The organism is Streptomyces sp. NPDC005483 (assembly GCF_040606035.1).
In the GTDB taxonomy this organism is placed as follows: domain Bacteria; phylum Actinomycetota; class Actinomycetes; order Streptomycetales; family Streptomycetaceae; genus Streptomyces.
Genome location: NZ_JBEXEA010000013.1, coordinates 168,654 through 194,534, shown reverse-complemented (window position 1 = coordinate 194,534; position 25,881 = coordinate 168,654). Strand labels below are relative to the sequence as shown.

Genomic DNA, 25,881 nt, shown 5'->3' with positions numbered 1-25,881 from the left:
TGATGCGGAAAAGAGGTCCTGTGATCAGGCGGCGAGGGCGGCCAGCCCGGCGCGGAAGATCGTGGCCTGGCGTGCGACGCGCGCACCCAGGTGCTCCGCGGTGGCGATGTCCGACGTGTGGACCGCCTCCGGGCCGGCGTCGGTCGGGCTCTGGGCGCCGGCGCCCAGGAAGAAGCCCAGCCGGTTGATGTCGTCCTCGCTGCCCTTGGTGGAATCCCAGCCCGGCTGCAGACCCAGGCTGATCCAGTGCATGCCGTGCTGGGCGGCCAGGGTGGCGAAGTAGCCCAGGGTGGAGGACTTGTCGCCGCTTTTCGCGCCGGAGTTGGTGAAGCCCGCGGCGAGCTTGTCCACCCAGGCGTGCGGGAACCAGCGCCTGCTGCTGGCCTGGGCGAAGGCGTGGAAGGCGGCGGAGGCGGTGCCCATGTACGTGGCGGAACCGAAGATGATCGCGTCGGCGGCGTCCAGCTGTGCCCACTGTTCGTCGGTGATGGTGTCGACGGGGATCGAGACGACTTCGGCGCCGGCTTCAGCGGCGCCACGGGCCACGGCTTCGGCGATGACGGCCGTGTGGCCGTAGCCCGAATGAAAGGCGATGGCGACGATGGGCTCGCCGGGATGGGACATGGTGGTTGTTCTCCTTGAATGATTTCTTCGGCGGGACTAAAGGACGGCGAAGAACTTCACCATCTTGGTGAGCGCCTGGTCCATGTACTCCGGAACGTCGTACATGGCGATGTGCGTCGCGCCGTCGACCACGAACAGTTCCTTCGGGCCGTTGGAAAGCTCGTACGCCTGGTCGCTGAACACTTTTGTGTCCGCCTTGCTTCCCGCGATGAGAAGCAGCGGCTGGGTCAGCAATTCCGGGATCTGGTCGAACGCCGAGAACGCGTACATCTTGTCCATGCTGGTCAGCAGAAAACGGCCCTTGGAATTCGGATGCTGACCACGGGGAGTCCGGTAGTAGTCGTATCCCTCACGCAGGAGGTCCGGCGTGTTGTCGTCGATCTCCTCCAGCGTCTCCGGGACGAAGGGAGCGTAGGCGGGTGCTGCTCCTCGCGCCTCCGCCGTGCGCTGCTGGGCGACCAGTTCCAGGGTCTCGATCTGCTCGGCCACCGGGGACAGGTGCCCCAGGAAGCCTCTGGAGCCCTCGCCCATCGGAGCCGCGCTGACGGTGGCCACCGCCTTGAAGCGACGTTCGGTCTGCGCCACGCTGATCGCGTAACCGCCGCCGGCGCAGATACCGAAGACGCCCATCCGCTCGGTGTCGACGTACGGGAGAGTGGTGAGGAAGTCCGCCGCACAGCGGGCGTCCTCCACTCTGGTGGTGGGGTCCTCCAGGAGACGCGGCTCGCCACCACTTGCTCCCTGACAGGAGGAGTCGTAGACCACGGTGACGAATCCGTGGGCGGCCAGCCGCTTCGCATACTGGCCGATGGTCTGTTCCTTAACGCCGCCGGCCGGATGAATTCCGACCAGGGCCGGGTACTTCTTTGTTTCGTCGAAGTCGTCCGGCAGGTGAAGGTGTCCCGCGATTTCTACTGCCTTGTTCCTGAATGAAACGGACTCAACCATGCCGCCTGTCCCCTTTTCGCCCCTGTTCCGCCGATTGGCGGTCCGCGCACCATGATTCGCCGGTGTCGGGGTGATGTCCACTTGCGATGGGGGGGAAGAAATCGTCCCCTGGATATGAATTACCGGGCAGACGACTCCCCGTCTCATTCCTCGGGGGCGCTTCGCGGATCCCAGCGTGTAGTGCCGGGTCGGGCAGGGTGACGCCGGCCAGCGGCCGAGGTGCGCAGGCCCTGTCAGACCCAGGTCGAGGCAGCGCGATGGTTTCCTGTCTCCCGCAGGCGCACCACTGAGTCCGGTCCGGCCCTGGTCGCCGCGCGGGACGCCCTGCTGGCGGATCTGGAGGATCTGGTGGGCCGTGCTCAGCGGGAGGGGGCGCTCCGAACGGACGTGAACACCGACGACCTGGCCCTGATGACGGTCTCCCCGCCATCCCGGATTCCAGGGGGCGAGGCCGCCGTCGACCTCACCGGCCGGCAACTCGCCGTACTTCTGGACGGTTTGCGCATGCCGGGCCGATCGCCCCGGAGGGACTGCGCAGCCGCCGTAGCAGGGACTCCTCCAGCTCGATCAGGATGTCCTCGCTGTCACCCAGGCAGGTGAGCAGGGTGCGCCACAGCACCAGCTGGCCGTGCAGCGTGGTCCACACATGGATGCCGAGGACCTGTGTGTCCGCCCGGAGTTCGGGGCGGACGGCCGCCAGGTAGGTGTCCAGGCGTCTGTCCACGCCTCGCGCACGGTCGCGACGGGCTTGCCGACGCCGGGCGGGACCGTCGACCCGCCCGAAACGGACCTACGGCACCAACGCCCCCGCCATCATGATCGGCGAGAGGGCCGCCTCGTTCATCCGGGCGTCAACGGGCTGACGGCCGGGGTGCAAGGTCACACGCTCCGGACGACAGTTCCGCCCGCTTCGAGTGCGGTGACCTCGCCGACGGCCGCGGAGGCGTCGGTGACGAGGGTGTGCACCAGGGCCGCGGGGCCGACGTGGGCGTAGGCGGTGTGGCCGAGTTTGCTGCCGTCGGCGGCGGCGATGACGCGGCGGGAGGAGGCGATGGCCGCCTTTTTCACCGCGGCGTCGTCGAGGTCGTAGGCGGTCAGGCCGTCGGCCGCGGTCAGGCCGCAGCAACCGACGACGGCGGTGTCGAAGCGCAGGGCGGCCAGGGAGGCGAGGGTGAGGGGGCCGGTGAGGGCTCCTTCCGCGGCGCGGGGCTGGCCGCCGGGCACGACCAGGGTGGCCGGGCCGGGTGCCTCGCCGAGCAGGTGGATGGCCTGCAGCGACAAGGGCATCACGGTGACGGGCCGCTCGCGCAGGAGCCGGGCGACCTCCAGACAGCTGGTGCCGCTGTCCAGCAGGACGCTCTCACCGTCGGCGATGAGCGCGGAGATCTCGGCGGCGATCCGGCGTTTGGCGTCGACCGCCTCGTGGGCGCGCAACCCGAAGGGGGGCTCCTCGCCCCGGAGCAGCAGGGTGCGTGCCCCACCCCGGACGCGTTCGAGGACACCCTGGGCGGCGAGGGAATCGAGGTCGCGCCGGATGGTCATCTCCGAGGCGCCGGTCAGCTCCGCGAGTTCCTGGACCGTGGCACCCCCGGAGTCCCTGACCACCTTGGCGATCAGCCCGTGCCGGTCTGCGTTGTTCATACCGCGATTGAACACCACCGTGAAGTGAACAACAAAGTTGTTCGTTAGCGCTATTTCCGAACGCTAGAAATGTTCGTTACGCTGCTCGGTATGGAACGTTCCCTGCGAGCCGCCCGCGTGGCGACCTACGTCTACTTCGTCCTGTGCGGCACCTTGATGGGCGCCTGGGTGGTGCACATCCCCGCGATCGAGGAGCGCGTCGGCATCAGTCACGCCACGCTCGGCGGCCTGCTGGTGGTGCTCGGGGCCGGGGCCTTCGTGGGCATGCAGGTGGCGGGCCCCCTGACCGACCGCCTCGGCACCCGCACCGTGGTACCCGCCGGCGGCGCACTGTGCGGCACGACCCTCTTCCTGCCCGCGCTCGCCCAGGACCTGTGGACGCTCGCCGCCGCGCTGCTGGTCTTCGGGTTCTGCAACGGCTGCCTGGACGTGAGCATGAACGCCCATGCCGTACACGTGGAGAAGGCGTACGGCCGCCCCGTCATGTCCGGCTTCCACGCCACGTTCTCCGTCGGCGGTGTCCTCGCCGCGCTCGCCGGAGCGGGTGCGGCGAGCATCGGCCTGAACCCGGCAGCGACCATGGCCGTCATGGGGACCGCGGGCGTCGTGGTCGCCCTGGCCGCGAAACGTGCCCTGCTGCCTGCCGCTCCCGCCGTCGGGCGCCCCGGCTCAGCGAAGGAGACCGGCACGTCACCGGCCGTCGGACGCCGCCGCAGCACGGGCCGGGTCTGGCTGCTGGCGGTCCTTGCGCTGATGGTCATGCTGTGCGAGGGCGCGGCCAACGACTGGAGCGCCCTGCACCTGAAGGACGCCCTGGGCGCGCCCGCCAGTACGGCGGCCTTCGCGTACGGCACCTTCGCCGCGGCCATGACCGTCGGCCGACTGCTTGCCGACCGCTTCGCCGCCCGCTTCGGTCCCGCGGAGATCCTGCGGTACGGCGCGGCGACGGCCGCCGTCGGCATCACCCTCGTGATCCTCTGCCCCTGGATGACGGTCGTGTTCACCGGCTGGGCGCTGTTCGGCCTGGGTCTGTCCGGCTGCATCCCCCAGCTGTTCAGCGCGGCCGGGCATGTCGACCCCTCCGCAGCCGGGGCCAACGTCTCCCGCGTCGCCGGGCTCGGCTACATCGGAATGCTCGCCGGCCCCGCCGCGATCGGCTGGCTGACCCACCTCGTCTCCCTCGACCACGCCTTCGTCCTGTTGACCCTGCTGTGCGTGACCACCGCCGTGGGCGCCCGCGTCCTGCGCACCGACCCCGTCGTCGTCCGCCGGGGCGAGAGGGCGGACGACCGCACCCGCAAGCGCGGGACGGCAGCCGACACCCACTGACCGCTTGTGCGGCACGGTCCCTGACAACCGTGCCGCACAAGCCCAGATCTCCCCGGTCGCCACGGACCGGGAGGGAAGACCTCAGCAGGCCTCAGCAGACTTCAGCCGACCGCAGGAGCCCCCAATGCCTGTGTCCCCCGCAGTGCCCGCCCGCGGCAGCGTCGGTGTCATGCTGCCGCTCGACCTCCCCGTCGGCGAGGTGCTGCCCTATGTCCGGCGTGCCGGGGAGCTGGGGTTCGACCAGGTCTGGGTCGTGGAGGACCTCGGCCGGCGCGGCGGCGTCGCCCAAGCGGCCACGGTCCTGGCCTCCACCACGAACCTCACCGTCGGGATCGGCATCATGCCCGCCGGCGCCCGCAACGTGGCCTTCGCCGCGATGGAGCTGGCCACCCTCGCCCAGCTCCACCCCGGCCGGCTCATCGCGGGCATCGGCCACGGCATGCCCGCCTGGATGCGCCAGGTCGGTTCCCGGCCCGCCAGCCCCCTGACGCTCATCAAGGAGTACGCGAGAGCACTCCGCCTGCTCATCGCCGGCAAGCCCGGCCCCGAGAACGGCCGGTACGTCCGCTGCGAGGGCGTGGTCCTCACCGAGATCCCGGACATCGTCCCCCCGGTGATTCTCGGCGTCCGCGGCCCCAGGTCGCAGGCCGTCGCGGGCGAGGTCGCCGACGGCCTCCTCCTGGCCGAGCCCGCCGCCCCCGGCTACTCACCGCCTCCCTGCGCAACCTGGGCTCCTCCGCGCACCCTCGGGAGATCGTCGTCTACGACGCCGCAGCCGTGGACGACGACGAGGGAGCCGCCCTGGCCCGTGTCCGCGCCGTCCTGGAGTCGGTCGGTGAGCCGCAGTGGGCCGCGCACATCGACCCCCTGCCCTTCGCCGAGGAACTGCGCGCACATCGCGCCGCCAGCAGCGACGCCCGGCACTTCGCCCAGACGATGCCCGCCGACTGGGTCCGTGCGTTGAGCATCGCCGGCACCCCGGCCCAGGCCCGCGCGGCGATCGACGCCCGCCACGCCGCCGGCGCGACCAGCGTCGTGCTCGCCCCGGCGGGCCCCGCCCCCCTGGCCGCCCTCGACTCCCTCGCCCGCGCTCTGCCGCACCGGCACTGACCCGAACGCCCCCGGACCCCCAGGAGAACAGACCCGCATGTCCACCGACCGCCGCCGCATCGTGCTCTTCGACCTCTTCGGCGTCATAGCCCGCCACCAACGCCCGGGTGCCCTGGAGAAGATGGCCGACCGCTGCCACACCTCCACCGACGCCTTCACCACGGCCTACTGGACCCACCGCCCGCCCTACGACGCCGGCCGGCACACCGCGTCCGCGTACTGGACCGACGTACTGAACTCGCTGTCCCTACCCGCCGACGCCGACACGATCGAAGAGCTGCGGCTCACCGACATCGACAGCTGGTCCCGCGTCGACGACCGCATGGTCACCTACGTACGGGACCTGCGGGACCGCGCCCGGGTCGCCCTGCTGTCCAACATCCCGGCGGACCACGCGGACGCCTTCCTCGCCGCCCAGCCCTGGCTGCACGATCTCGACCACGTGGCGTTCTCCGGGAAGATCGGTGCGGCCAAGCCCGACCCGGCCGCCTTCCAGTACTCCGTCGCCGCCCTGCAGTCCGCACCCGCCGACCTCCTCTTCGTCGACGACCGCGAGGAGAACGTCCGCGCGGCACAGGCGGTCGGCATGAACGGGCACGTCTTCCAGAGCCAGGACGACCTCGCGGCCGCCCTCGACGCGTGGCTGTGAACCCGATGAGCGGCGCTCCCCGCCTCTCGTCAAACCCGGAGGTCCTCGCCACGAGGAACACATCGCGCCAGACCGTTCGTCGGCGACGGCCGCCCGGCTCGGACTGACGCCGGGTGAGGAGGTCACCCAGAAGCAGCTGCGGAACCTCTTCGGCGAGCGGGGCCGGCACCCGTACGCGGACCGGATCGAGACCGACCGGCTCGCCCAGGGCGCCCCCCGAAGAAGGCGTTCAGGTGGGTGTCAGTCCACGTTCACCATCTTCCACAGCTGGCTGTCGGCGCCGGTGTCCGCCGACTGGACGAGCTGAGTGCCTCCCGAGGACACGGTGAGCAGATCGTTGCTGTTCACGTTCTTGACCTTGTAGTAGCCGTTTCCGGCGGCGACCAGGGTCCAGCGCTGGTTCGCGACGTTGGTGTCGGACGACTGGACGATGTTCGCGCCGTCCGTGGTGACGCCACCGCTGACGTCCATCACCAGCCCGCTGTTCCGGCTGACGATCTCGTAGCTGCCGTCACCCACCGGGGAGAAGACCCAGTTCTGGTTCACGGCTCCGGTGTCGGTCCACTGGATGACGTTGGCTCCTGCGGACATCGATCCGCCCGACACGTCGATCGCCTTGGCGCTGCCCTTGTTGACGATCTTGTAGTTGGCGTTCGTCGCCGGGAACGCGATGGAGGCGAATGCGTCCAGCGCGCAGACGGTGCCGGAGGAGGCGGCGTTCTTCGTGCCGGTGCACACCACCCTGATCGTGTGGGGGCCCGCCGCGAGGTCCGTCTTCTCGAACAGCGGCACCTGCTTCGTCACCGTCGAGGCATAGGCGTCGATGCCCGCCTGGGCGAGGGAGCCGTCGAGGTAGACGTCCACCTTGCCCATGTTCGGCTGCGTCATGCTGAGGTACCGGACACCCGAGCCGGTGAACGAGAACTCGGCGTAGTTGCCCGCCGTGCTCGTGAACTTCTCCGACCCGTTCATGTCCTTGGTGTCGTTCCAGTTCGACCACGTACCGGAGTACGTCACGCCGGCCGCCTTGTCGTCGACGTGGTTCCAGCGCTGCCGCACGAGCGCCTTCGACGCGGCGGAGGCGTTGCCCTGGGAGTCGAGGACGTAGAGGCGGTAGTCACCGGCCGCCTGCGGGACGTTGATGCTGGTCGCGGTGCCGCTCGCGCTGGTCATGGTGGGACCGGCGGCGAACGTCGTCGTACCGGAGGGAGCCAGCCAGAGTGTCTTCGTCGCGTCTCCCGGGCTGCGCACCGGAATGGTCACGACACCCTTGCCGGTGAACGTGGCGGCGGGCAGCGCGTAGTCCTGCGGGGTCGTGTTGCCGGCCGGGATGATGTCCTCGTAAGCGTCTTCCAGACCCGCGTTCACGGCGATGCCGTACGCCTGCGACGGCCACACGCGGTCCGCGTACACGCGCACATTGTCGATGGTGCTGTTCGGGACGCTCTTGCTGTTGATCGTGTTGGCCGGGCCGTAGGTGTTGGTGATGGTCAGGTTGTGCTGCTTGCCCCAGGTGCCGGAGTTGATGACGTAGTTGACGTTCGGGTCGATGTCGAGGACGTTGTCGTGCTCGTTGATGTCGGCCGAGCCCTCATCGGGGTGGATGCCGTACTTGTGGCCCGCCGGCACCCCCTGGATGAAGTTGTTGCTGATCTCGGTGCCCGGCTGGTTGCCCAGCGTGTAGATGGGTGCGGAGTCGCTGAGCACCTGCATGGTGTCGATGAGCTCGTTGTACCTGACGGTGTTGTTCTTCGCGGTGGTGGTCGGATTCCCAGGATTGATCGAGCCCGTCGAGCCGTCGAAGTTCCACCATCCCCACCCGAGTGTGATGCCCGCCCACGGAGACTTCTCGATCCGGTTGTGCTCCAGGTCCAGGGTGTCGGTGAAGTACGCCGACACAGGGCTGGACCCCTGGAACAGCACCGCGCTGTCGTAGAGGTAGTTGTCCGTGACGGTGATGTTCTTGCAGACGCCCTCGACGTTCACGGGGTACTTCTCGTGGTTCGTCGGGGTATAGTCCCCTATGTACACGTGTTGCGGGTGTCCGACGGTGAGGGCGGAACCGGCGATGTCGTTCGTGTAGTTGCCGGTCAGCTGGGAGTCCGTCACGTCGTTGGCGAGTGTGATCCCGTCGGCGCCGGTGTGCTGCACCGTGTTGCGCTGCAGGACGATTCCGTCGGCGTTCTCGATCTGGACGGCCGCCGGCGGCAGGTCGACGTTGCGGTACGTGTAGACGTGGAAGTTCCCCGTCGTGTACACGTTCGAGCTGGCGTTGCCCTGCTGGCCCTGCCGGAAGACGGAGCCCGCCACGTTGGTCAGATTCCAGTCGGAGTGCTCGACCGTGAGACCGGAGAACGTGATGTTGCGCGCGTGGTCGGTTGTGGACGTGCCGGCGATCTTGATGAGAGTGGACACGTTGTTCGGCGCGAAGACCTTGGCCGTCGTCATGTCGTCGGAACCGGACTTGTAGTAGTACAGCGTGTGGGTGGTCTTGTCGAAGTAGAACTCGCCCGGCTGGTCCAGGAACTCATACGCGTTCATGAACGTCTGGCTGCCGCTCGGGTTGAAATTGCCGTTCGGCGGCCCCTGGGCGATGGCCGCACCCGGCTGCTGGAACAGGGCCACGCGATTGGCGCCGTCCGAGCTCGTGGTGATCTGGCGCACGCCCACGATCGCCGTGGTCCAGGTCGTCGACGACTTGATCTCGACGTCGTCCTGGTCGGACGCGATGGCAGGCAGGTCGGAGAGGCTGTACTTGGCTCCGTCGCACTCCGTGCCCGACTCCCAGGCCCACGGAGCCTGGTTCTGCGTGACGGTGTAACTCCCGTAACATCCGGCCGAGTTGATGGTCTTCGACGCCATCTGGGCGCGCTTTCCGTTGACGTAGAGGGAGCGGAGCTTGTTGTCGCGGTTGAGGGTGGCCTTCCAGATGTTCCCGCTCTGCTGTGTCCAGCCGGTGACCGGAACACCCCCCTCCAGGACCGGCTTCTCGCCCGGGTAGGCGGCGTAGACGACGCGGTGCCCGTTCGTGCCGGAGTCGGCCGAGGTGAAGTTGACGGTGCTGCTCACCGGGTAGGTGCCGCCCCGGAGATAGACGTTGATGTCCCCGGTCATGTTGCTGTCGACCGTGCGCACGACGTCCCGGGCGTGCTGGAGGGTCTTGAACGGCGCCGAGACAGTGCCGGCGTTGGAGTCGTCACCGTTGGGGGCGACGTAGTACGTCGCCTGGGTGGCGGCCGAGGCCGGGGTGGGCGTCGTGAGGGAGGTCAGCAGGGCGGCGGAGACCGCCGCCGCGAGTGCCGCCGGCAGGAGACGGCGGACGGGGGAGGCGGAGTGTCTGCCTCTCCTGGTTGTTCTGGTGCTCGGCCTGGTGTACATGGTGCGGCTCCACGGGGGTGTTCTCTGGGCTTGATCGGTCCAGGGGGTTGTTGTTACGGGGTGGTGCGGATCACTCAGCGCTTCGGCTCTGAGGGTTTCCGGGCGGGCGGTCGTCGCCGTCCGCGGTGGGCACGTCGGCCCTGATCAGGCCCTGCGCACGCAGTTCGTCCCACAGTCCGTCGGGGATGCGCTGGGCGTGCAGCTCGACATTGCGCCGGACCTGTTCCGGGGAGCGCATGCCCAGGGTGACGTTGACGACGGCGGGGTGTGCGAAGGGGAAGGCGATGGCGGCGGCCGGCAGCGTGGTGTCGTACCGCTCGCAGACCTCGGCGATGGCCAGGGCCCGCTGCACCAGGTCCGTCGGGGCATCCTGGTAGTCGTACTTCATGCCCTCGGCGGGCCGGTCCTGGGAGAGCAGACCGGAGTTGAAGACGCCGACGGCGACGACACTCTTGCCGTGGGCCTGCGCGGCGGGCAGGACGTCGTCGAGGGCGGACTGGTCGAGCAGCGTGTAGCGCCCGGCCAGCATCACCACGTCGGCGGCGGTCTCGCGCAGGAAGCGGGCGAGCATGGCGGACTGGTTCATGCCGGCGCCGATCGCGCCGATCACTCCCTGGTCGCGCAGTTCGGCCAGGGCGGACATCGCCTCGTCGGCGGCCTGGGCCCAGTGATCGTCGGGGTCGTGGAGGTAGACGATGTCGAGGCGGTCCAGGCCGGTGCGCTCCAGCGTCTCCTCGATGGAGCGCAGTACGCCGTCACGGCTGAAGTCCCACTGGCGGCGCAGGTCGTCACGGACTACGAACCCGTCACTGTCGACCCCGGTGGGGTGTTCGTTGGGGACGAGGAGCCGGCCCACCTTGGACGAGACGACGTACTCGTCGCGGGGCCGCTCGCGCAGGGCGGCGCCGAGCCGGCGTTCGGAGAGGCCGAGGCCGTAGTGGGGAGCGGTGTCGAAGTAGCGGACGCCCGCGTCCCAGGCGGCGTCGATCGCGGCCGACGCGGCCTGCGGGGCGGTCACCCGGTACAGGTTGCCGATCACCGAGGCTCCGAAGCCGAGCTCGGTGACGGCGACCGGCGTGTGGTGGATCTTCCGGTGGTGCAAGACGTGCTCCTGGGGACAGGGGTGGGGGACGCCGGTCAGCGTCGGACGTGGGCCGAGCCGCCGTCGACGAGCGCTTCGACCTCGGACAGGGTGGCCATGGAGACATCGCCGGGAGTGGTCATGACCAGGGCGCCGTGGGCCGTGCCGTAGGCGAGGGCACGTTCCAGGGAGTGACCGGCGAGCAGGCCGTGGATCAGTCCGGCGGCGAAGCCGTCGCCGGAGCCGATGCGGTCCAGGACGTGCAGGCCGGGCATGCGGGGGCCGGTGACGTAGCCCGTCTCGGCGGACCAGGCGGCCGAGCTCCAGTCGTTCACATCCGCCGAGGGGACCTCGCGCAGGGTTGTCGCGAGCACCCCCGCACCGGGCAGCAGGCCGGCCACCGCGGCGAACGCGTCCGGCACCTCGTCGGCCGCGAACCGCACGGCGCCCGGATGCTCGCCCGCGAGGCCGAGGGCGCCCACCACGACATCGGCGTGCCGGGCCAGGCGCAGGTCGATCTCGCGGGCTCGCTCGGGTCCGCCGCGGTCGGCCCAGAGGCTGGGGCGGTAGTTGGGGTCGTAGGAGACGGTGACGCCGTGTCGGCGCGCGGCCGCCATCGCCTCGTCGGCGACGTCGACCGTGGTCTGCGACAGGCCCGCGAAGATGCCGCCGGTGTGGAACCAGCGCGCCCCGGCGGAGAACACCGTGTCCCAGTCCACGTCGCCCTTGCGCAGTTGGGACACGGCGGTGCGGGCGCGGTCGCTGACACCGAGCGCGCCACGGATGCCGTAGCCGCGCTCGACGAAGTTGAGGCCGTTGCGGGCGGTGCGGCCGATGCCGTCGTCGGGCATCCAGCAGATCCTGGAGGCGTCCACCCCGCCCTGGAGGATCAGGTCCTCCACGAGGCGTCCGACCGCGTTGTCCGCCAGGGCGGTGACGACGGCGGTGCGGTGTCCGAAGCAGCGGCGCAGTCCGCGTACGACGTTGTACTCGCCGCCGCCCTCCCAGACCTGGAAGGTGCGGGCGGTGCGGATCCGGCCCTCACCGGGGTCGAAGCGGAGCATGACTTCGCCGAGGGCGATCACCTCGGCCATGGCATGCTCCGCTCCATGGCTTCGGCGGTCAATCGGCGGATCTCCGCGTAGTCGCCGCTCTTGAGGAGGTCGGGGGTGGCCATCCAGCTGCCGCCGACGGCGAGGACCGCCGGTTCGCAGAGGTAGCCGGGCAGGGCGGCGGCGTCGATCCCGCCGGTCGGCATGAAGCGCACCCCGGGGAAGGGCGCGGCGAGCGCCCGCAGCATCGCCCGGCCGCCGAGCGGTTCGGCGGGGAACAGCTTGACCGTGTCGATGCCCGCCTTGACCGCGCGCATCAACTCGGTGGCCGTTGCCACGCCCGGCGCGACCGGGACGCCCAACGCCCTTGCCGCGGCGATGACTTCGTCGTCGAGGCCCGGCGAGACGAGGAAGCGTGCCCCGGCCGCGACGGCCCGCTCCGCCTGCTCGGCGGTCAGCACCGTACCGGCGCCGACGACCAGACCGCCCTCGGCGGCCATCGCCTTCACCACCTGCTCGGCGTCCGGGGTGCGGAAGGTGACCTCCGCGCAGCGCGCGCCGCCCGCCGCCAGGGCGCGGGCCAGCGAACCGGCCGTGGTCGGGTCCGGCACGGTCAGGACCGGCACGATCCGCGCCTCGGCGAGCAACTCTGTGAGGTGGGCGGTCATCGGCCCAGCCATCCGCCGTCGACCGGAAGGACGGTGCCGTGGACGTAGCCGGCCGCGTCCGAGGCGAGGAACACGGTGGCGCCGCCGAGGTCGTCGGCGCTGCCCCAGCGCGCGGCCGGGATGCGGTCCAGGATCGCCCTGCTGCGCGCCGGGTCGTCCTGCAGCGCCTGGGTGTTGTCGGTGGCGATGTAGCCCGGCGCGATGGCGTTGACGTTGACGCCGTGCGGCGCCCACTCGTTGGCCAGCGCCTTGGTGAGACCGGCGACGCCGTGCTTGGCGGCGGTGTAGCCGGGGACGGTTATGCCGCCCTGGAAGCTGAGGAGGGAGGCCGTGAAGATGACCTTCCCCCGGCCACGCGCCACCATCGAAGCGCCGACCGCGCGGGCCAGCGCGAACTGGGCGCTCAGATTGACCTGGAGGACCAGGTCCCAGTCCGCGTCGGGGTGTTGTGCCGCGGGGGCCCGGCGGATCGTGCCGGCGTTGTTGACGAGGATGTCCACCGGACGCTCCCGACCCGCGAGGTCCGCGCCCAGTGTCCGGACGGCCTCGGGGTCGGCGAAGTCGGTGCGGATCGCCTCGAAGGTGCGGCCGGCAGCGGTGACCTCCTTCTCCACCGCGCTGCCGGACTCCTCCAGCGAGGCGCTCACTCCGATGACGTCCGCTCCGGCCTCGGCGAGCGCGCGGGCCATGGCACGGCCGATACCGCGCCGGGCGCCGGTGACGACGGCGAGCCGTCCGGTGAGGTCGAAGGCGGTCATGCGTCGGCTCCCTGGGCGTTGTCGGTGCAGTCGACGAGGATCTTCATCACGTCTCCGCCGGCCTCCAGTGCCTCGAACGCGGCGGATGCCTCGGTGAGCGGGACGATCTTGCTGATCAGCCGGTCGGCGGGGATCGTGCCGTCCGCGACCAGCACCACGGCGCGCTCGAAGTCGGCGCGGTCGTACAACCGGGCGCCGACGAGGGTGAGTTCGCGCCAGAAGAAGCGGTGCAGGTTGACCTCTCGGGGCCGGGGGTGGATCGCGACCAGGCACAGCCGGCCGCGCACGCCGAGCACGTCGACCGCGGTGTCCACGCCCCCCGCGGCGCCGGATACCTCGAAGGCGACGTCCGCGCCCGCGTCCCCGGTCCACTCGTGGAGCAGTTTGCTCACGTCGTCGGCTGCCGGGTCCCAGGTGGTCAGCCCCAGCTCCGCGGACAGTGCACGCCGGTGGGCGCTGAGTTCCACGACCCGTACATCGGCGCCGGCGTCCCGGGAGACCAGCGCGATCAGGATGCCGACGGGGCCGCCGCCGACCACGACGACCCGCTCGCCGTGCCGCACCCCGGCCCGGCGGACGTCGTGGACGGCGACCGCGGTGGGTTCGATCAGTGCGGCCCGTTCCAGGGGCACGTAGTCGGGGATGTGGACGAGGGCGGCGGCGGGCACGGTCCAGCGCTGCTGCATGGCGCCGGGGGAGTCGATGCCGATGAAGTCCAGGTGCTGGCAGATGTGTTGATGGCCGGCCTGGCAGGCGGGGCAGGTGTCGTCCCAGCGCAAGGGCATCACGGTGACTGCGTCGCCGGGCCGGCAGCCCTCGACCCCGGCTCCGACGCGGACGACACGTCCGGCCATCTCGTGTCCGAGGACGGCGGGCGTGTGGACGCGGGCGTCCATGTCGCCGTGGAAGATGTGCAGGTCGGTGCCGCAGATACCGACGTAGGCGGGGGCCAGCTCCACCTCACCGGGTCCCGGCGACGCGCTGAGGGCGGGGGCCGTGTCCAGGGTGCGGGCGGACAGATAACGGGCGGCTAGCGTCATGGGGGTCAGGGTCCCTTCGGCGCGGATCGGAGCATGCGGCGGCCGAGAGGTCGGCATCCGTGGCGGTCTGTCCGGCGCGGGTTCGGTGCGGGGTGCGGTTCGGCGGGGTCAGGTCGTCCGGGCGGCTGCGTCGCCCTCCCCGGCGAGAGGGGCGAGGCCGTAGAACGCGGTCGCGGTGCCGGCGAGGAGCGCGTGGACTTCGCTGTCGCTCCAGCCGGTGAGCAGTTCGTCCACGGTGGCGGCCCACCGGTTCCAGCCGCCGGCGAGGTTGGCGACCGGCCAGTCGGAGCCGAACATCAGGCGCTCGGGGCCGAAGGCGGAGACCAGAGCGTCCCAGACGGGGCGGATGTCGGCGGTGGTCCAGTGGGCGTGGTCGGCCTCGGTGATCAGCCCCGAGACCTTGCAGACCACCTGCGGGTGTGCGGCCAGTCGCCGCATTCCGCGTTCCCAGTCCGCGGTGTTCTGCCGGGCGATGTCCGGCTTGCCCGCGTGGTCGAGCACCTGGGGAAGGTCGGGGAAGCGTTCCGCGAGCCGGGTCGCCTGGTCGAGCTGGTGGTCGCGGACGAGCACGTCGTAGCGCAGTCCGCGATCCCGGGCCGCCCCCAACCCGCGTTCCACATCGGGGCGTTGCAGCCAGTCGGGGTCGGTCTCGCCCTGGACGAGGTGGCGCAGGGAACGCAGGTAGCCGCCGCCCGGCCCGGCGAGCCGTTGGTCGAGCACGTCACCGATGGCCGGGGACGTCAGGTCGGCCCAGCCGACCACGGCCTGGATCAGGGGCTCCTGCTCGGCGAGCGCGAGCAGGTCCTCGGTCTCGGCGACCTCCGCGATGCACTGGACGACCACCGTGCCGTGCAGCCTCCGGCCCGCGATGGGGCGGGTGGCGGTGGTGCGCAGGTCGTCAGGGGTGAAGGTGCGGCGGATCGACGCCACGTCGGGATCGTCCAGCCAGGGCTGCGGACGGTGGGCGAGGTCCCACAGGTGGTGGTGGGCGTCGACGAGGACGGGTGCGTTCACGGTTGATCCAAGGGTCGGGGGGCCGGGTCAGGCGGTGGCGTCGTCGTCGGGCGGGCTCAGATGCCAGACCTCGGGGAGCTCGGTCCACTGGCGTCCCTCACCCCGGTCGGGGAAGGGCTCCTGGCACGGATCGGTGAGCTTCCACCACCTCTGGGTCTCGGGATCGGCCTCGATGGACGCCATGTCCGCCTCGAAGTCTTCGCCGGTGTACTCCATGTAGGCGAAGAGCACGTCACCGTGGAGGTAGATGCTGTAGTTGCGGATGTTCGCCCGGAGCAGGGCGGCTTCTACGCCGGGCCACACGGCGGAGTGGAGCCGCAGGTACTCCTCGCGGTGCTCGGGACGCAGCTTGATGGTCTGGGCGATGCGCTTCATGCCGATTCCCCTGTCGTGTCATCGGAGGCGGGTCCGTCGAACGGCGTGCGGTAGCTGGGTGTGCGGGTGCGCAGTCCCAGGCGCAGGGTGAGCCGGATGCGTGTGGAGGCGGGCAGGCGGACCGTGAGGTACGGGCCGTCGCACGGGACCTCGGCCTCGGAGACGACCGGCTCCGTGTGGCCGTAGTCGTACATGTCTCCGATCCAGCCGTCGTCCGCGCAGTTGGTGTACCGGACGCCGGTGATGGTGTGCTCGGCGAAGGCGCCGGCCTGGACGACGACCGTGCGGTCGGTGCCGGGGGACAGATTGACCAGCTCGACGGTGGTCGCCTCGGGCTCGATGGAGGTCACCAGGGCGGCGACGTCCGCGGGCAGGCCCGCCCGGCGTGCGTCGGCGTCGTGGTAGCGCAGCCGCGCCTGCTGCAGACCGCCCTGGTACATCACCTGCGGGCCGCCCCAGGTCAGCTGCACCAGGGCCTCGGTGGCCACCGGGTTGCACTGCTGCCACACGTGGATGTCGGCCTCGGGCACGTCCAGGTCGCCGTAGCGGTCGATGCGCCGCAGCCGGTGCCGGACCTGTGCCTGGGCCGCCGCGAGGATCCGCTCCGGATAGCCGGGGTCGTCACCGGCGAGGAAGGCGAACCACGCCTTCTCGTGACCGGACTCCTCCTTGGCACGGAACGGCCGCACGGTGCGCCAGTCGATGCCGTCGGCCTCGCGCAGCCGCTCAAGGCGGGCACGGTCGGCCTCCGAGGAGGTGTGGTGCCACAGGGCCACCGGCACGGGGGGCGTGGCCGGGTTGTAGTCGAACCAGCCCGAGTCGTTGTGCCGGAACGGCAGGTGGAGCGTGGGCGTGTGACAGTCAGGACCGAGTTCCGCCACCCACTTGGAGGGAAGGCTCGAGTCCGCCTCCGTGTTGGGCATCACCTTGCCGCGGTCGATGAGCGCGTCGAGGGAGGTGGCGACCATGGAGAGGTAGTCGTCGTCGCCGGTGACCGTCGCCGCCGCGAGCGCCGCCACACAGGCCGCGTGACCGACGCTGTGCCAGCCGTGCGGCCAGGACCAGCCGTAGTGGCCGCCGTACCAACGCCCCTCCAGGAGGCTGCCGACGACCCCGTCCGGGCCGACGTTGTCCGGGATCAGGCCGCCCTGTTCCCGGGTGCGCTCGCGCCAGGCGCCCACGTACTCGACGATCCAGTCCCGGTAGCGCTCTTCGCCGGTCAGGATCCAGGCGTTGAGAACCAGTCCGGCCGCGGCGAGGTTGAGCGCGGTGTCGCCGGCGCCCATCCGGTCCCGCATCTGGTCTCCGAGCCGCGGGTCCGCCGAGAGCGGGTACGGGCCCTCCTGGGCCTCGGGCAGCCAGTCGAGCGGGAAGCCGTAGGTCTCCGCCTCCTTCGGCAGCCATGGATACACGTCGCCGTCGAACAGGCCGGTGCGCTCGGGGTCGCTGCCGTTGTGCGGGCGGGTGATGATGCGCTGCCCGGGGTCGTAGTTGCCCTTGGCGGGGTCGACGTACAACTCGGCGAAGCGCAGGGCGCGTTCGGCCCAGCGGTCCGGGGCGGCCATGCACAGGAAGTAGAGCAGAAGCAGGCTCTCGCCCTGGTGGAACCAGTCGTAGCCGCGCTCGTACTCGTCGCGCAGCATGTCCAGTTCGGTCAGCTGCTTGGTGACGCCCTCCCAGTGCCGCTCGCTGGCGGGCAGGAGGTCATCGGCTCCGCCGAGGAGGTACAGCTGGGGCCAGTTGAAGAAGACCTCGTAGAAGTCGTCGACACCGTCGCGGCTGGTCAGCCGGTCATGGTAGTTGAGCCGTCCGTCGGGGCCGGTGAAGGCGCGCTCGAAGCGGCGCCAGGCGTGGTCGAGCAGGTCGAACAGGGCGCGCTGGGCGACGGCCCAGGCGGGGGGTTCGAGCAGCGGCACGGTGGCCCGGACATCGAGGACGAGGGCCGGGGTGTCCTCGTCGCGGGCGTGGGGTTGAGAGTCGAAGGGCATGAGAGCGGTCACTCCTTGGTGGCGCCGGCGAGCATTCCGCTGACCAGGAAGCGCTGGGCGAACAGGAACACGACGAGTACCGGTGTGATGGCCACCAGCGTCGCCAGTGCCAATTGCGGGCGTTGGATCGCGAGGCTGCCGACGGTCGGGTTGAACGACGGCACATTGCTGAGGAGACTGCCGACGCCCACCTGGATCGGCATCTGGTCGCTCTCGGGGAGCATCACGTACGGCAGGAAGTAGTTCGTCCAGTTGGCGACGAAGCTGAAGAACCCGACCAGTGCGATGACGGGGGTCGCCAGCGGCAGGGCCACATGGCGGAAGACGCCGAACTCGGAGCAGCCGTCGATCCGTGCCGCGGCCAGGAGGTCCCTGGGCACGGCGGTGGTGAAGTAGATGTACGTCAGGTACACCCCGAACGGGTAGAACGAGTACGGCAGGATGATCGACCACATCGTGCCGATCAGATGCACCGCGTTGATCTCCAGGAAGAGCGGCACCACCAGCGTCGCGTTCGGCATCAGCATCACGACCAGGGTCGCGATCAGCAGCGTGTGCCGGCCGCGGAACTCGGTCATCGCCAGCGCGTATCCGGCCGGAATGGCCAGGCAGAGCGTGATGACCAGCGAGATCGAGGCATAGACGGCGGAGTTGCGCAGCCACACCAGGATCGCGTCGTCCTGGAAGGCCGTGAGCGCGTGCCAGTTTGCCGTCAGCGCGTGCCAGGACCCGAAGGACAAGGGGTTGTCGTGGACCAACTGCTGGTCGGTCTTGGTCGCCGCGAGCAGCAGCCAGACCACCGGCAGCACGAAGAACACCACGAAGACGGTGAGCACCGAGCCCGCCAGCAGCCGAGAGGCCATGTGCCGCGGGGGCCGGCGGCGCTGGCGCGGTTCCCCGTGCCGGCTTCGGCTCATGACGTTCTTTTCCCGTTCCGTGCGTGGGGCGGTGGCAAGGGCAGTGGGTCGACTCTCAGTCGGTCGTGTCTCAGTCGGCATCGAAGAACCCCGACCGTGCGACGAAGACACCGGCGACCGACACGCTGACGACCAGGAGCTCGACCGAGACCGCGGCGGCCCCGTTGATGTTGTTCATCTGGAAGGCGAAGTCGTACGTCAGCTGGTTGAGCGAGTAGTCGCGTCCGGCCACGCCCGTGCTGGCGAGGGAGAGCAGCTGCGGCTCGACGAAGAGCTGCGCGCCGCCCGCGAAGGCCAGGATGACCATGTACACGATCCACTTGCGGAGCATCGGGATCTGCACCCGCCAGGCGGTCTGCCAGCCGTTCGCACCGTCGATGCGGGCGGCCTCCATGACGTCCTTGGGGATGTTGTTGAGCGCGCCGTACATGACCACGATCCAGCCGCCCGCCCCCGTCCAGAACGCGACGATCGTGAACAGCAGCGCCAGGTTGCCCGGAGCGATGACCTCGCCGAAGGTGTGGAACCCCAGCGCCTCCAGCAGGGAGCTGACCGGGCTCACCGTCGGGTCGAGCATGAACAGCCACACCAGCACGCTCGCGGCGCCGGCGAGGGCTCCGGGGATGTAGTAGAGGAAGCGCAGTGCCTGGCTGAGCGGCCCGGCGGACAGCCGGTGCAGGAGCAGCGCCAGGACCACCACGAACACCACGAGCGACAGGAGCCAGAAGACCAGGTACAGGGCCACGTGGCCCAGGGAGTCGACGAAGCGGAAGTCCTGTGCCGTGGTGACGAAGTTGGAGAAGCCGGTGAAGGCGCCTCCGGCGTTGGTGAACGCGAAGTAGATCGCGTAGCAGGTCGGAAGGACGCCGAAGGCGATCAGCAGCAGTACGTAACCGGCGACGAAAGCCACGCCGGCCCGGCTCTGCCGGGAGGTGCCACGAGGGCGCCCCCGGACAGAGCCGGCCGAGGAGTGCGCGACAGTCACTGGGAGACCTTGTAGCCATTGGACTTGGCGTACTTGACGATCGAGTCCTGCCACGCGGGCAGCAGCGACTCGACGGTCTTGCCCTGCGTCAGGCCGGGCTTGACGGTGGCGGCCCAGATCGCCTCCTGGCTGAACTGGCCCGAGCCCCAGTCGGACCACACCTGCGAGGAGGCGTCCTTGAGGGCGGTGAGGTCACCGTTGAAGTACCCGGAGGCGGCCTGCGCCTTCAGCCAGTTCTCGGCGGCGGGCGCGTACGCCGGGAAGCCGGGGGCCTTCTCGCCCTGGTAGGCGTTGTCGGTGGTGACCCACTTCAGGAAGTCGGTGGCCGCCTTGAGGTGGCTGGAGTGCTTGGACAGCAGCCAGGTGCCGCCGCCGACGTTGCCGGTGGACGGCGCGGCGTCGCCCTGCCACTGCGGTATGGGCGCCGCCGCGATCTGCTTGGCAGGGGTCTTGAGGCCGTCCTTGAACACCGCGCCGCCGTACCAGGCCGGGCCGGGCATGAGCAGGACCTTGTCGGCCTCGTTCTTGGCGAAGTCGGTGCTGAAGACGCCGCTGATCGACATCGACTTGTTCTTGATCAGCACGTCCATCAGCTTGGCCATCTTGGTGCAGGCCTCGCTGGTGGTGTTGACCGACACGGCCTTGGGGCCGGTGATGTGGTTGGCGCCGCACTTGCTCGCCCACAGGTAGATCTCGGGGGTGAAGGAGTCGCCCGCGTCGCCGACGAGGTAGCCGGGGTGCTCCTTGGCGACCTTCTCGCCGAGCGCCTGGTACTCCTCCCAGGTCGTCGGGACCGTGTAGCCGAACTTCTTCAGCAGCGGCGCGTTGTACCAGAGCACCGCCTGGGAGAGGTCGTTGCGCAGGCAGTACAGGGTTCCGTCGACCGTGCAGACGTCGTTGGCGCCCTTGGCGAACCCGCCCAGGGTCGCGTCAGGGATCAGACCCTTGTTCAGCGGCGCCGCGAAGCCCGCGTCGACGGCCCAGCTCGCCTCGTTGTTCTGGGAGCTGAAGACGACGTCCGGCCAGCCCTTGCCCGTGCGGTTGAACAGCTGGACCTTCGTCTGGAGGTAGTTGGAGCCGTTGGCGTCGCCGTCGTAGCTGACGATGTCCATCTTCACGCCCGGGTGCTGCGACTGGTACAGCTTCGCGGCGTCCATGCGGGTCGCGTCCACCCAGACCGTCAACGCCCCGTCGTTCTGTGTGGCTTGGGCGAATCCGTCCTTGGTCGTCGTGCCGGCGGTGCCGCCACCGCCGCCACAGGCGGTCATGAGGAGCACGGTGGCGGCACAGCCGGCCAGCAACGCGGCTCGTCTCCCGCTGGTCCCTGTCTCCTGGGCGGCCGAAGGCTTGTAGACGGACATGAGCGACTCCACTGGGTGTGCGTGAGGGCTTCTGACGGCTCTGGCGTTACCGCTGCGGTGAAATTAGCCGCCATATCGAAGGATGAGTCAAGGGGGTGTGTAGGTCTTTTTTCGGAGGATGGCGTGCATGTCAAGGCGACAGTTGTGGGTCATAAGCCCAGGTAAACAGTCATTTACCGGACAATCTGCCTCTGAGTTTGCGATCGAGGGCCCCCTAATGAGTACGACTCATTTGGGCCTGGGGTACGATGACCACGGCTTCAGGGCCGATCGGTCACCGTCGTCGCAGTCACCCGGAGGCAGGACACATGAAGGACACGCCCGCCGTGACGGCAGTGGTGAACGGCGCGGACGAGCGGCGTGACTACCGACCCGGTTACGAGATCGTGGCCGAGCGGATCCTCGAGTTCATCGCCGAGTCGCGCCTGGTCCCCGGCGATCGGATGCCCACGGAGAACGACCTCGCCCAGCAGCTGGACACCAGCCGCGCGGTGGTCCGGGAAGCCGTGAAGATCCTTTCGGCGCTGGGCCGGGTCCGGGCGCACAAGGGGCGCGGGCTGTTCGTCGCGGACGACGACGGCATGCTGATCACCAGCCGCTGGGGGGGCTTCTTCCGGCCCGTTGACCTCGATCACGTGCTCATGTTGTTCGAGTTCCGCAGGGTTCAGGAGATGGCCGCCAGCAGACTCGCGGCCACCCGCGCCACGCCCGCCGAACTGCGCACCATCGAGGTCGCCATGCAGCAGTGCCGGCACGGGTACCTCCATGGTGAGGTCGACGTCTTCAACCAGGCGGACGACGACTTCCACGCGGCACTGGCCGCGGCCTCGCACAACACCTTCCTCGGCAGCGCGGTGCGCGATGCCCGCCGGTTGCAGCGCCAGTCCAGCGCGATCGGCATACACAACACCTTCGGCGAGGGCACCGCGGCCGCGGTCGAGGAGCACGAGGCGATCTACCGCGCCATTCGCGACGGCCGGCCCGACGAGGCCGCAGAGGCCACGGCCGTACACCTCGACCGGACGCTGGAGGACTACCGGCGGGAGATCCAGCGGCGCCTGTTCGGCTGACCTCCCACCAGGACATGCCGAAGGGCTCGTACCCGCCTCGGTACGGGCCCTTCGAACGCGGGTCACAGAGCTACGAGTTGTCAGTCCTGGTTGGCGCCACCGGCCACTGGATGACCGCGCACGGTCTTCCGTCGACCCGCCCGCGACGTCCGCGTAGAAGCCGCTTTTCGGCCGACGGGACCAGCTTCCACCGCTGGTTGTCGCCGCCGCTGTCCTGCTGCTGGACGAGCGTCGAGCCCTGCGTGCTGTCGGTGCTCAGCAGACCCTGGATGAGCCGGCGCCGTCGGCGGCCGACGTGCCCGCGACATCCAGCACCTGACTCGCCTATGACCTCCATGGCCGACTCGCTCTTCAGCGCGCCCGCGTCCGAACAGTCCCCCTGCGAGCGGACGATCTGATCGCCGCCGAACGGGCCTCCCGTCAACTGCTCTTGGAGTCGGCCGACGAGAAGGCGCGCCGTATCGAGGCCGCCGCCGATCGCGCCCGGGACCGGTTCGGTACGGAGGCGGTGCGGGCAGCAGGGGTGGTGGCGATCCCTGTCACATGACCAGACGCTCCCGCCCGGATGTCCCGCAGGGCTTCCGGCAGCCGTACCCGCTCCTCGGCCGGAGCAGCAGAGCATCGACGACGGATGGCGTACGGCATTTCCTTGCCGCCTGGAACCGTGCCGAACTGGTCGAACCGCGGGACGGCGAAGGCCTCGACGCGGTGGCGGCACGGCCGGCCGAGCCGGTGCCGACCGGAGCTGGTGACGCGAGTGGCGATCCGACCGGCGGCCGGCAGATCCAAATGCCGACGGGATACGAACTGCATCCGTGGGCCGAACTGCGATCGGCGGATCAAGAGACCTCACAGGTAAGGAAGTTGTGGCACCGGAGTCCGGGGAGTGCGGGATGACCATCCTCTGCGTACGTTTCCAGCTGCGCCGACGCGGGAGACGGCCCTGCCCGAACTGCTCGGCCTCCTGGAGGAGTTCACCCCGGTCGTCGAGGCGCTGCCGCCGGACCGCGCGCTCGGCCGATCTGCGGGGCGGCGAACGGTACTTCAAGCGGGACGCCGTCGAACTGGCCTCGGTGATCCGGGTCCGCGCCCTCGCCCTGCACGGCGTCGACTGCGCGATCGGCGCCGGACCCGGACCGATGCTGGCCCGCATGGCACTGAGGGACGCCCGGCCCGGGGTGACCTGCGCGGTTCCCGAGGGCACGGTGGCGGACTTCCTCGCCGCCCGGCCCGTCGCCGTACTCCCCGGCGTCGGCGCCACGACCGCCCGCGTCCTGTGCGAGTACGGCCTCGACACCCTGGGCCGGGTCGCCGCCGCACCCCTGGCCACGCTCCAGCGCCTGGTCGGCGCCCAGGCCGGCCGCGAACTGCACGAGAAGGCGAACGGCGTGGACCGCGGCCGGGTCGTCCCGAACGGCGTCTCCCTCCCCCACTCTCGGCTTCGCTCGAGCGGAGGGACCCCCATCCTCGCCACCGAACGCCCCTTCACCCGCGACGAGTCGGACCCCGACCGGCACCGCCGCGCCCTGCTCTCCGCCGCCGAGGAACTGGGCTCCAGGCTGCGCGCCCTCGACAAGGTCTGCCGCACCCTGACCCTCACCGTCCGCTACGCCGACCGCACCGCGGCCACCCGCAGTCGCACCCTCGGCGAACCCACCGCCCACTCGGCGGCCCTCACCAGGGCGGCCTACGGCATGTACGAGGCCCTCGGTCTCCAGCGCGCCAGAGTTCGCTCCGTCTGCCTGCGCGCCGAGGGGCTCGGCCCCGCCGAACAGGCCTCCCGCCAGCTCTTCTTCGACCCCACCGGCGAGAAGCTCCGCCGCATCGAGGAGGCCGCGGACCGCGCCCGGGCCCGGTTCGGACCGCTCGCGGTGCTGCCGGGGACGCTGGCGGCGTAGGGGTCAGTTGGCCCACGGGGGAGTGATGCGGGTGCCGTCGGCCAGTTCCGCCTCCAGGCCGATGGAGGTGGTGACCCAGGTGAGCGCGGTGTGCTCGGTGGGGTTCTCGACGGCGAAGGTCACCCCGGGATTGACGATCACCGTGTCGCCCGCGGTGATCCGATGGGTGCTGTCGTCGAGGGTGATCAGGAGTTCGCCGATGAGCAGGTGAAAGATCTCCTCACGGTTGACGGTGTGCGCCGGCGCCTTCGTCCCCGCGGGGATCTCGCCGCGCCAGGCGCAGAGCTCCTGGGCGCCGGTGAGGGGAGTGGCGTACGAGACGAAACGGGCGCCGTGGATCTCGTGGGTGACGGCATCGGACGAGCGGACGACGGGCATGCGGGACCTCCGGACCGTAGATGGTCAAGCAGCTTGACTATATGCATCCATAGTCAAGCTGCTTGACCAATCCGTCAAGGGTGTTTCAATGCCTGCGTGCAGAACTCCGAAGCCCTCGCCCTGGCCGCCGCCCTGCTCGCCGCCGCCGGTGACCTGACCCAGCGCATCAACGACGGGGTGGTCGCCCGCGGGTTCGAGGCGCGGCCCGCCTGGGGTTTCGCGTTCACGCGGCTCGCGCCGGACGGGGCCACGGTCACGGAGCTCGCCGGTCATCTGGGGGTGACCAAGCAGGCCGCGAGTCAGCTGGTCGACGAGATCGTGCGCAAGGGGTACGCCGAGCGGCGGCCGCATCCCGGGGACGCGCGGGCCCGGCTGGTCGTGCTGACCGAGCAGGGGTGGGCCTGCACCCGGGCGGCGGAGGAGGCCGCGGCGGAGGCCGTGCAGGCGTGGACCGACGTACTCGGTAAGAGTGAAGTGCGCGCGTTGCGTGAGCGATTGGCGCGCATTGCTCCCTATGGTCCCATCAGGCCCACCTGGTGACGGTTCATCAACGGATGCATGCGGCGCGGTTACCACTGGAAGTTTTTACTGACGCGTAACTTCACAAGTGCACTACTCGTCCGTAACTTTCGAATTGAACAGCATCCTCGTGATCCGGGTCACAGGGCGTACGGCCATCGCAACTCCCTTGAGCCGCAAGGAGATCACACGATGCTGCCCTGGAAACGAGCCCTCAGACCCCTCGCCGCCCTGCTCCTGACCGCCGCCGTCGCCGTCGTCCCCGCCGCCGGAGCCGCCCAGGCGGCGACCGCCCCCACCCGCGGCTGGAACGACTACTCCTGCAAACCCTCCGCCGCCCACCCCCGCCCCGTCGTCCTCGTCCACGGCACCTTCGCCAACTCCGTCGACAACTGGCTGGCCCTCGCGCCGTACCTGGAGAGCCGCGACTACTGCGTCTTCTCCTTCGACTACGGCCAGCTCTCCGGCGTGCCGCTCTTCTACGGCCTCGGCCCCATCGACAAGTCGGCGGAGCAGCTGAAGACCTTCGTCGACAAGGTGCTCGCCGCCACCGGCGCCCCCGAGACCGACCTCGTCGGTCACTCGCAGGGCGGCCTGATGCCCCGCTACTACCTGAGGTTCCTCGGCGGAGCCGCCAAGGTGAACGCCCTCGTCGGCATCGCCCCCGACAACCACGGCACCACCCTGTCCGGCATCACCAACCTGCTGCCGTACTTCCCGGGCATCCAGGACCTGCTCACCACCGACACCCCCGGCCTCGCCGACCAGGTCGTCGGCTCCCCCTTCCTCACCAAGCTCAACGAGGGCGGCGACACCGTCCCCGGCGTCAAGTACACGGTCCTCGCCACCAAGTACGACGAGGTCGTCACGCCGTACCGGAGCCAGTTCCTCAGCGGGTCCGGCGTCCACAACGTCCTGCTGCAGGACCTGTGCCCGCTCGACCTCTCCGAGCACGTCGCCATCGGGCTGTTCGACCGGATCGCCTTCCACGAGGTGGCCAACGCCCTAGACCCCGCCCACGCCACCGCCACCACCTGCGCGGCGGCCCTGAGTTGAGCGCAGCCGGGTCCTGTCCGGCCTGAGCCGCCGGTCAGGCCC

The 25,881-nt window shown here is 70.0% G+C and carries 24 protein-coding genes and 3 pseudogenes; 10 read left to right on the top strand and 17 right to left on the bottom strand.

All coding sequences use genetic code 11. From position 1 onward, the window contains the following. Window positions 1-24: 24 nt before the first annotated feature. Both ABZT06_RS25460 and ABZT06_RS25455 read right to left on the bottom strand, forming a co-directional pair. A complete protein-coding gene (locus ABZT06_RS25460) occupies window positions 25-624 on the bottom strand; it encodes a flavodoxin family protein (protein ID WP_355745134.1) in 600 nt (199 codons plus the stop codon). 36 nt (window positions 625-660) lie between these two features. After that, a complete protein-coding gene (locus ABZT06_RS25455) occupies window positions 661-1,653 on the bottom strand; it encodes an alpha/beta hydrolase (protein ID WP_355745131.1) in 993 nt (330 codons plus the stop codon). A gap of 138 nt (window positions 1,654-1,791) precedes the next feature. Between ABZT06_RS25455 and ABZT06_RS25450 the strand changes: the two are divergent. Next, window positions 1,792-2,016 (top strand): annotated as a pseudogene (locus ABZT06_RS25450) (hypothetical protein); the annotation flags it as partial. A 19-nt stretch (window positions 2,017-2,035) separates the two neighbouring features. On the opposite strand, the gene ABZT06_RS25445 reads toward ABZT06_RS25450, so the two are convergent. Both ABZT06_RS25445 and ABZT06_RS25440 read right to left on the bottom strand, forming a co-directional pair. Further along, on the bottom strand, window positions 2,036-2,296 hold the full coding sequence (locus ABZT06_RS25445) for a hypothetical protein (RefSeq protein WP_355745353.1): 261 nt from the start codon (window positions 2,294-2,296) through the stop codon (window positions 2,036-2,038). Between the two features lie 155 nt (window positions 2,297-2,451). Beyond that, entirely contained in the window at window positions 2,452-3,213 is a 762-nt protein-coding gene (locus ABZT06_RS25440) for a DeoR/GlpR family DNA-binding transcription regulator (protein ID WP_355745128.1), read from the bottom strand. Window positions 3,214-3,303: 90 nt separating this feature from the next. On the opposite strand from ABZT06_RS25440, the gene ABZT06_RS25435 reads away from it, so the two are divergent. The 4 genes from ABZT06_RS25435 to ABZT06_RS25420 all read left to right on the top strand — a co-directional run bounded on the left by ABZT06_RS25435 (window position 3,304) and on the right by ABZT06_RS25420 (window position 6,301). Then, window positions 3,304-4,542, top strand: a complete 1,239-nt coding sequence (locus tag ABZT06_RS25435; protein WP_355745125.1) for an MFS transporter — start codon at window positions 3,304-3,306, stop codon at window positions 4,540-4,542. Window positions 4,543-4,666: 124 nt separating this feature from the next. Next, window positions 4,667-5,506 carry an LLM class flavin-dependent oxidoreductase gene (locus ABZT06_RS25430; protein ID WP_355745122.1) on the top strand — a complete coding sequence of 280 codons (840 nt, stop codon included), beginning with the start codon at window positions 4,667-4,669 and terminating at the stop codon, window positions 5,504-5,506. Next, a complete protein-coding gene (locus ABZT06_RS25425) occupies window positions 5,479-5,652 on the top strand; it encodes a hypothetical protein (RefSeq protein WP_355745119.1) in 174 nt (57 codons plus the stop codon). The genes ABZT06_RS25430 and ABZT06_RS25425 overlap by 28 nt, the downstream gene beginning before the upstream one ends. Window positions 5,653-5,689: 37 nt before the next feature. Continuing rightward, window positions 5,690-6,301 carry an HAD family phosphatase gene (locus ABZT06_RS25420; protein ID WP_355745117.1) on the top strand — a complete coding sequence of 204 codons (612 nt, stop codon included), beginning with the start codon at window positions 5,690-5,692 and terminating at the stop codon, window positions 6,299-6,301. 240 nt (window positions 6,302-6,541) lie between these two features. On the opposite strand, the gene ABZT06_RS25415 is transcribed toward ABZT06_RS25420, so the two are convergent. The 12 genes from ABZT06_RS25415 to ABZT06_RS25360 form a co-directional block, all read right to left on the bottom strand. After that, complete coding sequence (locus ABZT06_RS25415) at window positions 6,542-9,679, bottom strand: RICIN domain-containing protein (protein WP_355745114.1); 3,138 nt, start codon at window positions 9,677-9,679, stop codon at window positions 6,542-6,544. 70 nt (window positions 9,680-9,749) lie between these two features. Beyond that, window positions 9,750-10,781 (bottom strand): aldo/keto reductase, encoded by a 1,032-nt coding sequence (locus tag ABZT06_RS25410; protein ID WP_355745111.1) that lies wholly within the window; start codon window positions 10,779-10,781, stop codon window positions 9,750-9,752. A 35-nt stretch (window positions 10,782-10,816) separates the two neighbouring features. Beyond that, complete coding sequence (locus ABZT06_RS25405; RefSeq protein ID WP_355745108.1) at window positions 10,817-11,854, bottom strand: sugar kinase; 1,038 nt, start codon at window positions 11,852-11,854, stop codon at window positions 10,817-10,819. Further along, complete coding sequence (gene eda / locus ABZT06_RS25400) at window positions 11,842-12,480, bottom strand: bifunctional 4-hydroxy-2-oxoglutarate aldolase/2-dehydro-3-deoxy-phosphogluconate aldolase (protein ID WP_355745105.1); 639 nt, start codon at window positions 12,478-12,480, stop codon at window positions 11,842-11,844. The genes ABZT06_RS25405 and eda overlap by 13 nt, the downstream gene beginning before the upstream one ends. Continuing rightward, window positions 12,477-13,238 carry an SDR family oxidoreductase gene (locus tag ABZT06_RS25395; protein ID WP_355745102.1) on the bottom strand — a complete coding sequence of 254 codons (762 nt, stop codon included), beginning with the start codon at window positions 13,236-13,238 and terminating at the stop codon, window positions 12,477-12,479. Before ABZT06_RS25395 ends, eda begins: the two co-directional genes overlap by 4 nt. Next, the gene (locus ABZT06_RS25390; protein ID WP_355745099.1) at window positions 13,235-14,278 is read right to left on the bottom strand and encodes an alcohol dehydrogenase catalytic domain-containing protein; all 1,044 of its coding nucleotides are present in this window, start codon (window positions 14,276-14,278) and stop codon (window positions 13,235-13,237) included. Before ABZT06_RS25390 ends, ABZT06_RS25395 begins: the two co-directional genes overlap by 4 nt. A 108-nt stretch (window positions 14,279-14,386) precedes the next feature. Continuing rightward, the gene (locus tag ABZT06_RS25385) at window positions 14,387-15,292 is read right to left on the bottom strand and encodes an amidohydrolase family protein (protein ID WP_355745096.1); all 906 of its coding nucleotides are present in this window, start codon (window positions 15,290-15,292) and stop codon (window positions 14,387-14,389) included. Window positions 15,293-15,319: 27 nt separating this feature from the next. Continuing rightward, window positions 15,320-15,667 carry an L-rhamnose mutarotase gene (locus tag ABZT06_RS25380; RefSeq protein WP_355745092.1) on the bottom strand — a complete coding sequence of 116 codons (348 nt, stop codon included), beginning with the start codon at window positions 15,665-15,667 and terminating at the stop codon, window positions 15,320-15,322. Beyond that, window positions 15,664-17,655 (bottom strand): hypothetical protein, encoded by a 1,992-nt coding sequence (locus tag ABZT06_RS25375; RefSeq protein ID WP_355745089.1) that lies wholly within the window; start codon window positions 17,653-17,655, stop codon window positions 15,664-15,666. Before ABZT06_RS25375 ends, ABZT06_RS25380 begins: the two co-directional genes overlap by 4 nt. An 8-nt stretch (window positions 17,656-17,663) precedes the next feature. After that, window positions 17,664-18,518: a carbohydrate ABC transporter permease gene (locus ABZT06_RS25370; RefSeq protein ID WP_355745087.1), complete on the bottom strand. Its 855-nt coding sequence runs from the start codon at window positions 18,516-18,518 to the stop codon at window positions 17,664-17,666. A gap of 124 nt (window positions 18,519-18,642) precedes the next feature. Further along, window positions 18,643-19,557: a sugar ABC transporter permease gene (locus ABZT06_RS25365; RefSeq protein WP_355745084.1), complete on the bottom strand. Its 915-nt coding sequence runs from the start codon at window positions 19,555-19,557 to the stop codon at window positions 18,643-18,645. Beyond that, window positions 19,554-20,918: an extracellular solute-binding protein gene (locus ABZT06_RS25360; protein WP_355745081.1), complete on the bottom strand. Its 1,365-nt coding sequence runs from the start codon at window positions 20,916-20,918 to the stop codon at window positions 19,554-19,556. The genes ABZT06_RS25365 and ABZT06_RS25360 overlap by 4 nt, the downstream gene beginning before the upstream one ends. 308 nt (window positions 20,919-21,226) lie before the next feature. Here ABZT06_RS25360 and ABZT06_RS25355 point away from each other — a divergent pair, with 308 nt between their 5' ends. The 3 genes and pseudogenes from ABZT06_RS25355 to ABZT06_RS25345 all read left to right on the top strand — a co-directional run bounded on the left by ABZT06_RS25355 (window position 21,227) and on the right by ABZT06_RS25345 (window position 23,886). Next, on the top strand, window positions 21,227-21,988 hold the full coding sequence (locus ABZT06_RS25355) for an FCD domain-containing protein (protein ID WP_355745078.1): 762 nt from the start codon (window positions 21,227-21,229) through the stop codon (window positions 21,986-21,988). 651 nt (window positions 21,989-22,639) lie between these two features. Next, window positions 22,640-22,885, top strand: a pseudogene (locus tag ABZT06_RS25350) (hypothetical protein); the annotation flags it as partial. Then, window positions 22,882-23,886, top strand: a pseudogene (locus ABZT06_RS25345) (hypothetical protein). The pseudogenes ABZT06_RS25350 and ABZT06_RS25345, both read left to right, overlap by 4 nt. Window positions 23,887-23,889: 3 nt before the next feature. Here ABZT06_RS25345 and ABZT06_RS25340 read toward each other — a convergent pair. Further along, window positions 23,890-24,264: a cupin domain-containing protein gene (locus ABZT06_RS25340; protein WP_355745075.1), complete on the bottom strand. Its 375-nt coding sequence runs from the start codon at window positions 24,262-24,264 to the stop codon at window positions 23,890-23,892. Window positions 24,265-24,360: 96 nt separating this feature from the next. Between ABZT06_RS25340 and ABZT06_RS25335 the strand changes: the two genes are divergently transcribed. Both ABZT06_RS25335 and ABZT06_RS25330 read left to right on the top strand, forming a co-directional pair. Beyond that, on the top strand, window positions 24,361-24,804 hold the full coding sequence (locus ABZT06_RS25335) for a MarR family winged helix-turn-helix transcriptional regulator (protein ID WP_355745072.1): 444 nt from the start codon (window positions 24,361-24,363) through the stop codon (window positions 24,802-24,804). A gap of 171 nt (window positions 24,805-24,975) precedes the next feature. Continuing rightward, window positions 24,976-25,839, top strand: a complete 864-nt coding sequence (locus ABZT06_RS25330) for an alpha/beta fold hydrolase (protein WP_355745069.1) — start codon at window positions 24,976-24,978, stop codon at window positions 25,837-25,839. The last annotated feature ends 42 nt before the right edge of the window (window positions 25,840-25,881 follow it).

Coding starts and splice junctions, on each gene's coding strand:
- ABZT06_RS25435 (WP_355745125.1), top strand. CDS start 3,304: ATGGAACGTTCCCTGCGAGCCGCCCGCGTGGCGACCTACGTCTACTTC.
- ABZT06_RS25430 (WP_355745122.1), top strand. CDS start 4,667: ATGCCTGTGTCCCCCGCAGTGCCCGCCCGCGGCAGCGTCGGTGTCATG.
- ABZT06_RS25420 (WP_355745117.1), top strand. CDS start 5,690: ATGTCCACCGACCGCCGCCGCATCGTGCTCTTCGACCTCTTCGGCGTC.
- ABZT06_RS25425 (WP_355745119.1), top strand. CDS start 5,479: ATGCCCGCCGACTGGGTCCGTGCGTTGAGCATCGCCGGCACCCCGGCC.
- ABZT06_RS25355 (WP_355745078.1), top strand. CDS start 21,227: ATGAAGGACACGCCCGCCGTGACGGCAGTGGTGAACGGCGCGGACGAG.
- eda (WP_355745105.1), bottom strand. CDS start 12,480: ATGACCGCCCACCTCACAGAGTTGCTCGCCGAGGCGCGGATCGTGCCG.
- ABZT06_RS25405 (WP_355745108.1), bottom strand. CDS start 11,854: ATGGCCGAGGTGATCGCCCTCGGCGAAGTCATGCTCCGCTTCGACCCC.
- ABZT06_RS25415 (WP_355745114.1), bottom strand. CDS start 9,679: ATGTACACCAGGCCGAGCACCAGAACAACCAGGAGAGGCAGACACTCC.
- ABZT06_RS25330 (WP_355745069.1), top strand. CDS start 24,976: ATGCTGCCCTGGAAACGAGCCCTCAGACCCCTCGCCGCCCTGCTCCTG.
- ABZT06_RS25390 (WP_355745099.1), bottom strand. CDS start 14,278: ATGACGCTAGCCGCCCGTTATCTGTCCGCCCGCACCCTGGACACGGCC.
- ABZT06_RS25395 (WP_355745102.1), bottom strand. CDS start 13,238: ATGACCGCCTTCGACCTCACCGGACGGCTCGCCGTCGTCACCGGCGCC.
- ABZT06_RS25380 (WP_355745092.1), bottom strand. CDS start 15,667: ATGAAGCGCATCGCCCAGACCATCAAGCTGCGTCCCGAGCACCGCGAG.
- ABZT06_RS25360 (WP_355745081.1), bottom strand. CDS start 20,918: ATGTCCGTCTACAAGCCTTCGGCCGCCCAGGAGACAGGGACCAGCGGG.
- ABZT06_RS25440 (WP_355745128.1), bottom strand. CDS start 3,213: ATGAACAACGCAGACCGGCACGGGCTGATCGCCAAGGTGGTCAGGGAC.
- ABZT06_RS25375 (WP_355745089.1), bottom strand. CDS start 17,655: ATGCCCTTCGACTCTCAACCCCACGCCCGCGACGAGGACACCCCGGCC.
- ABZT06_RS25340 (WP_355745075.1), bottom strand. CDS start 24,264: ATGCCCGTCGTCCGCTCGTCCGATGCCGTCACCCACGAGATCCACGGC.
- ABZT06_RS25370 (WP_355745087.1), bottom strand. CDS start 18,518: ATGGCCTCTCGGCTGCTGGCGGGCTCGGTGCTCACCGTCTTCGTGGTG.
- ABZT06_RS25460 (WP_355745134.1), bottom strand. CDS start 624: ATGTCCCATCCCGGCGAGCCCATCGTCGCCATCGCCTTTCATTCGGGC.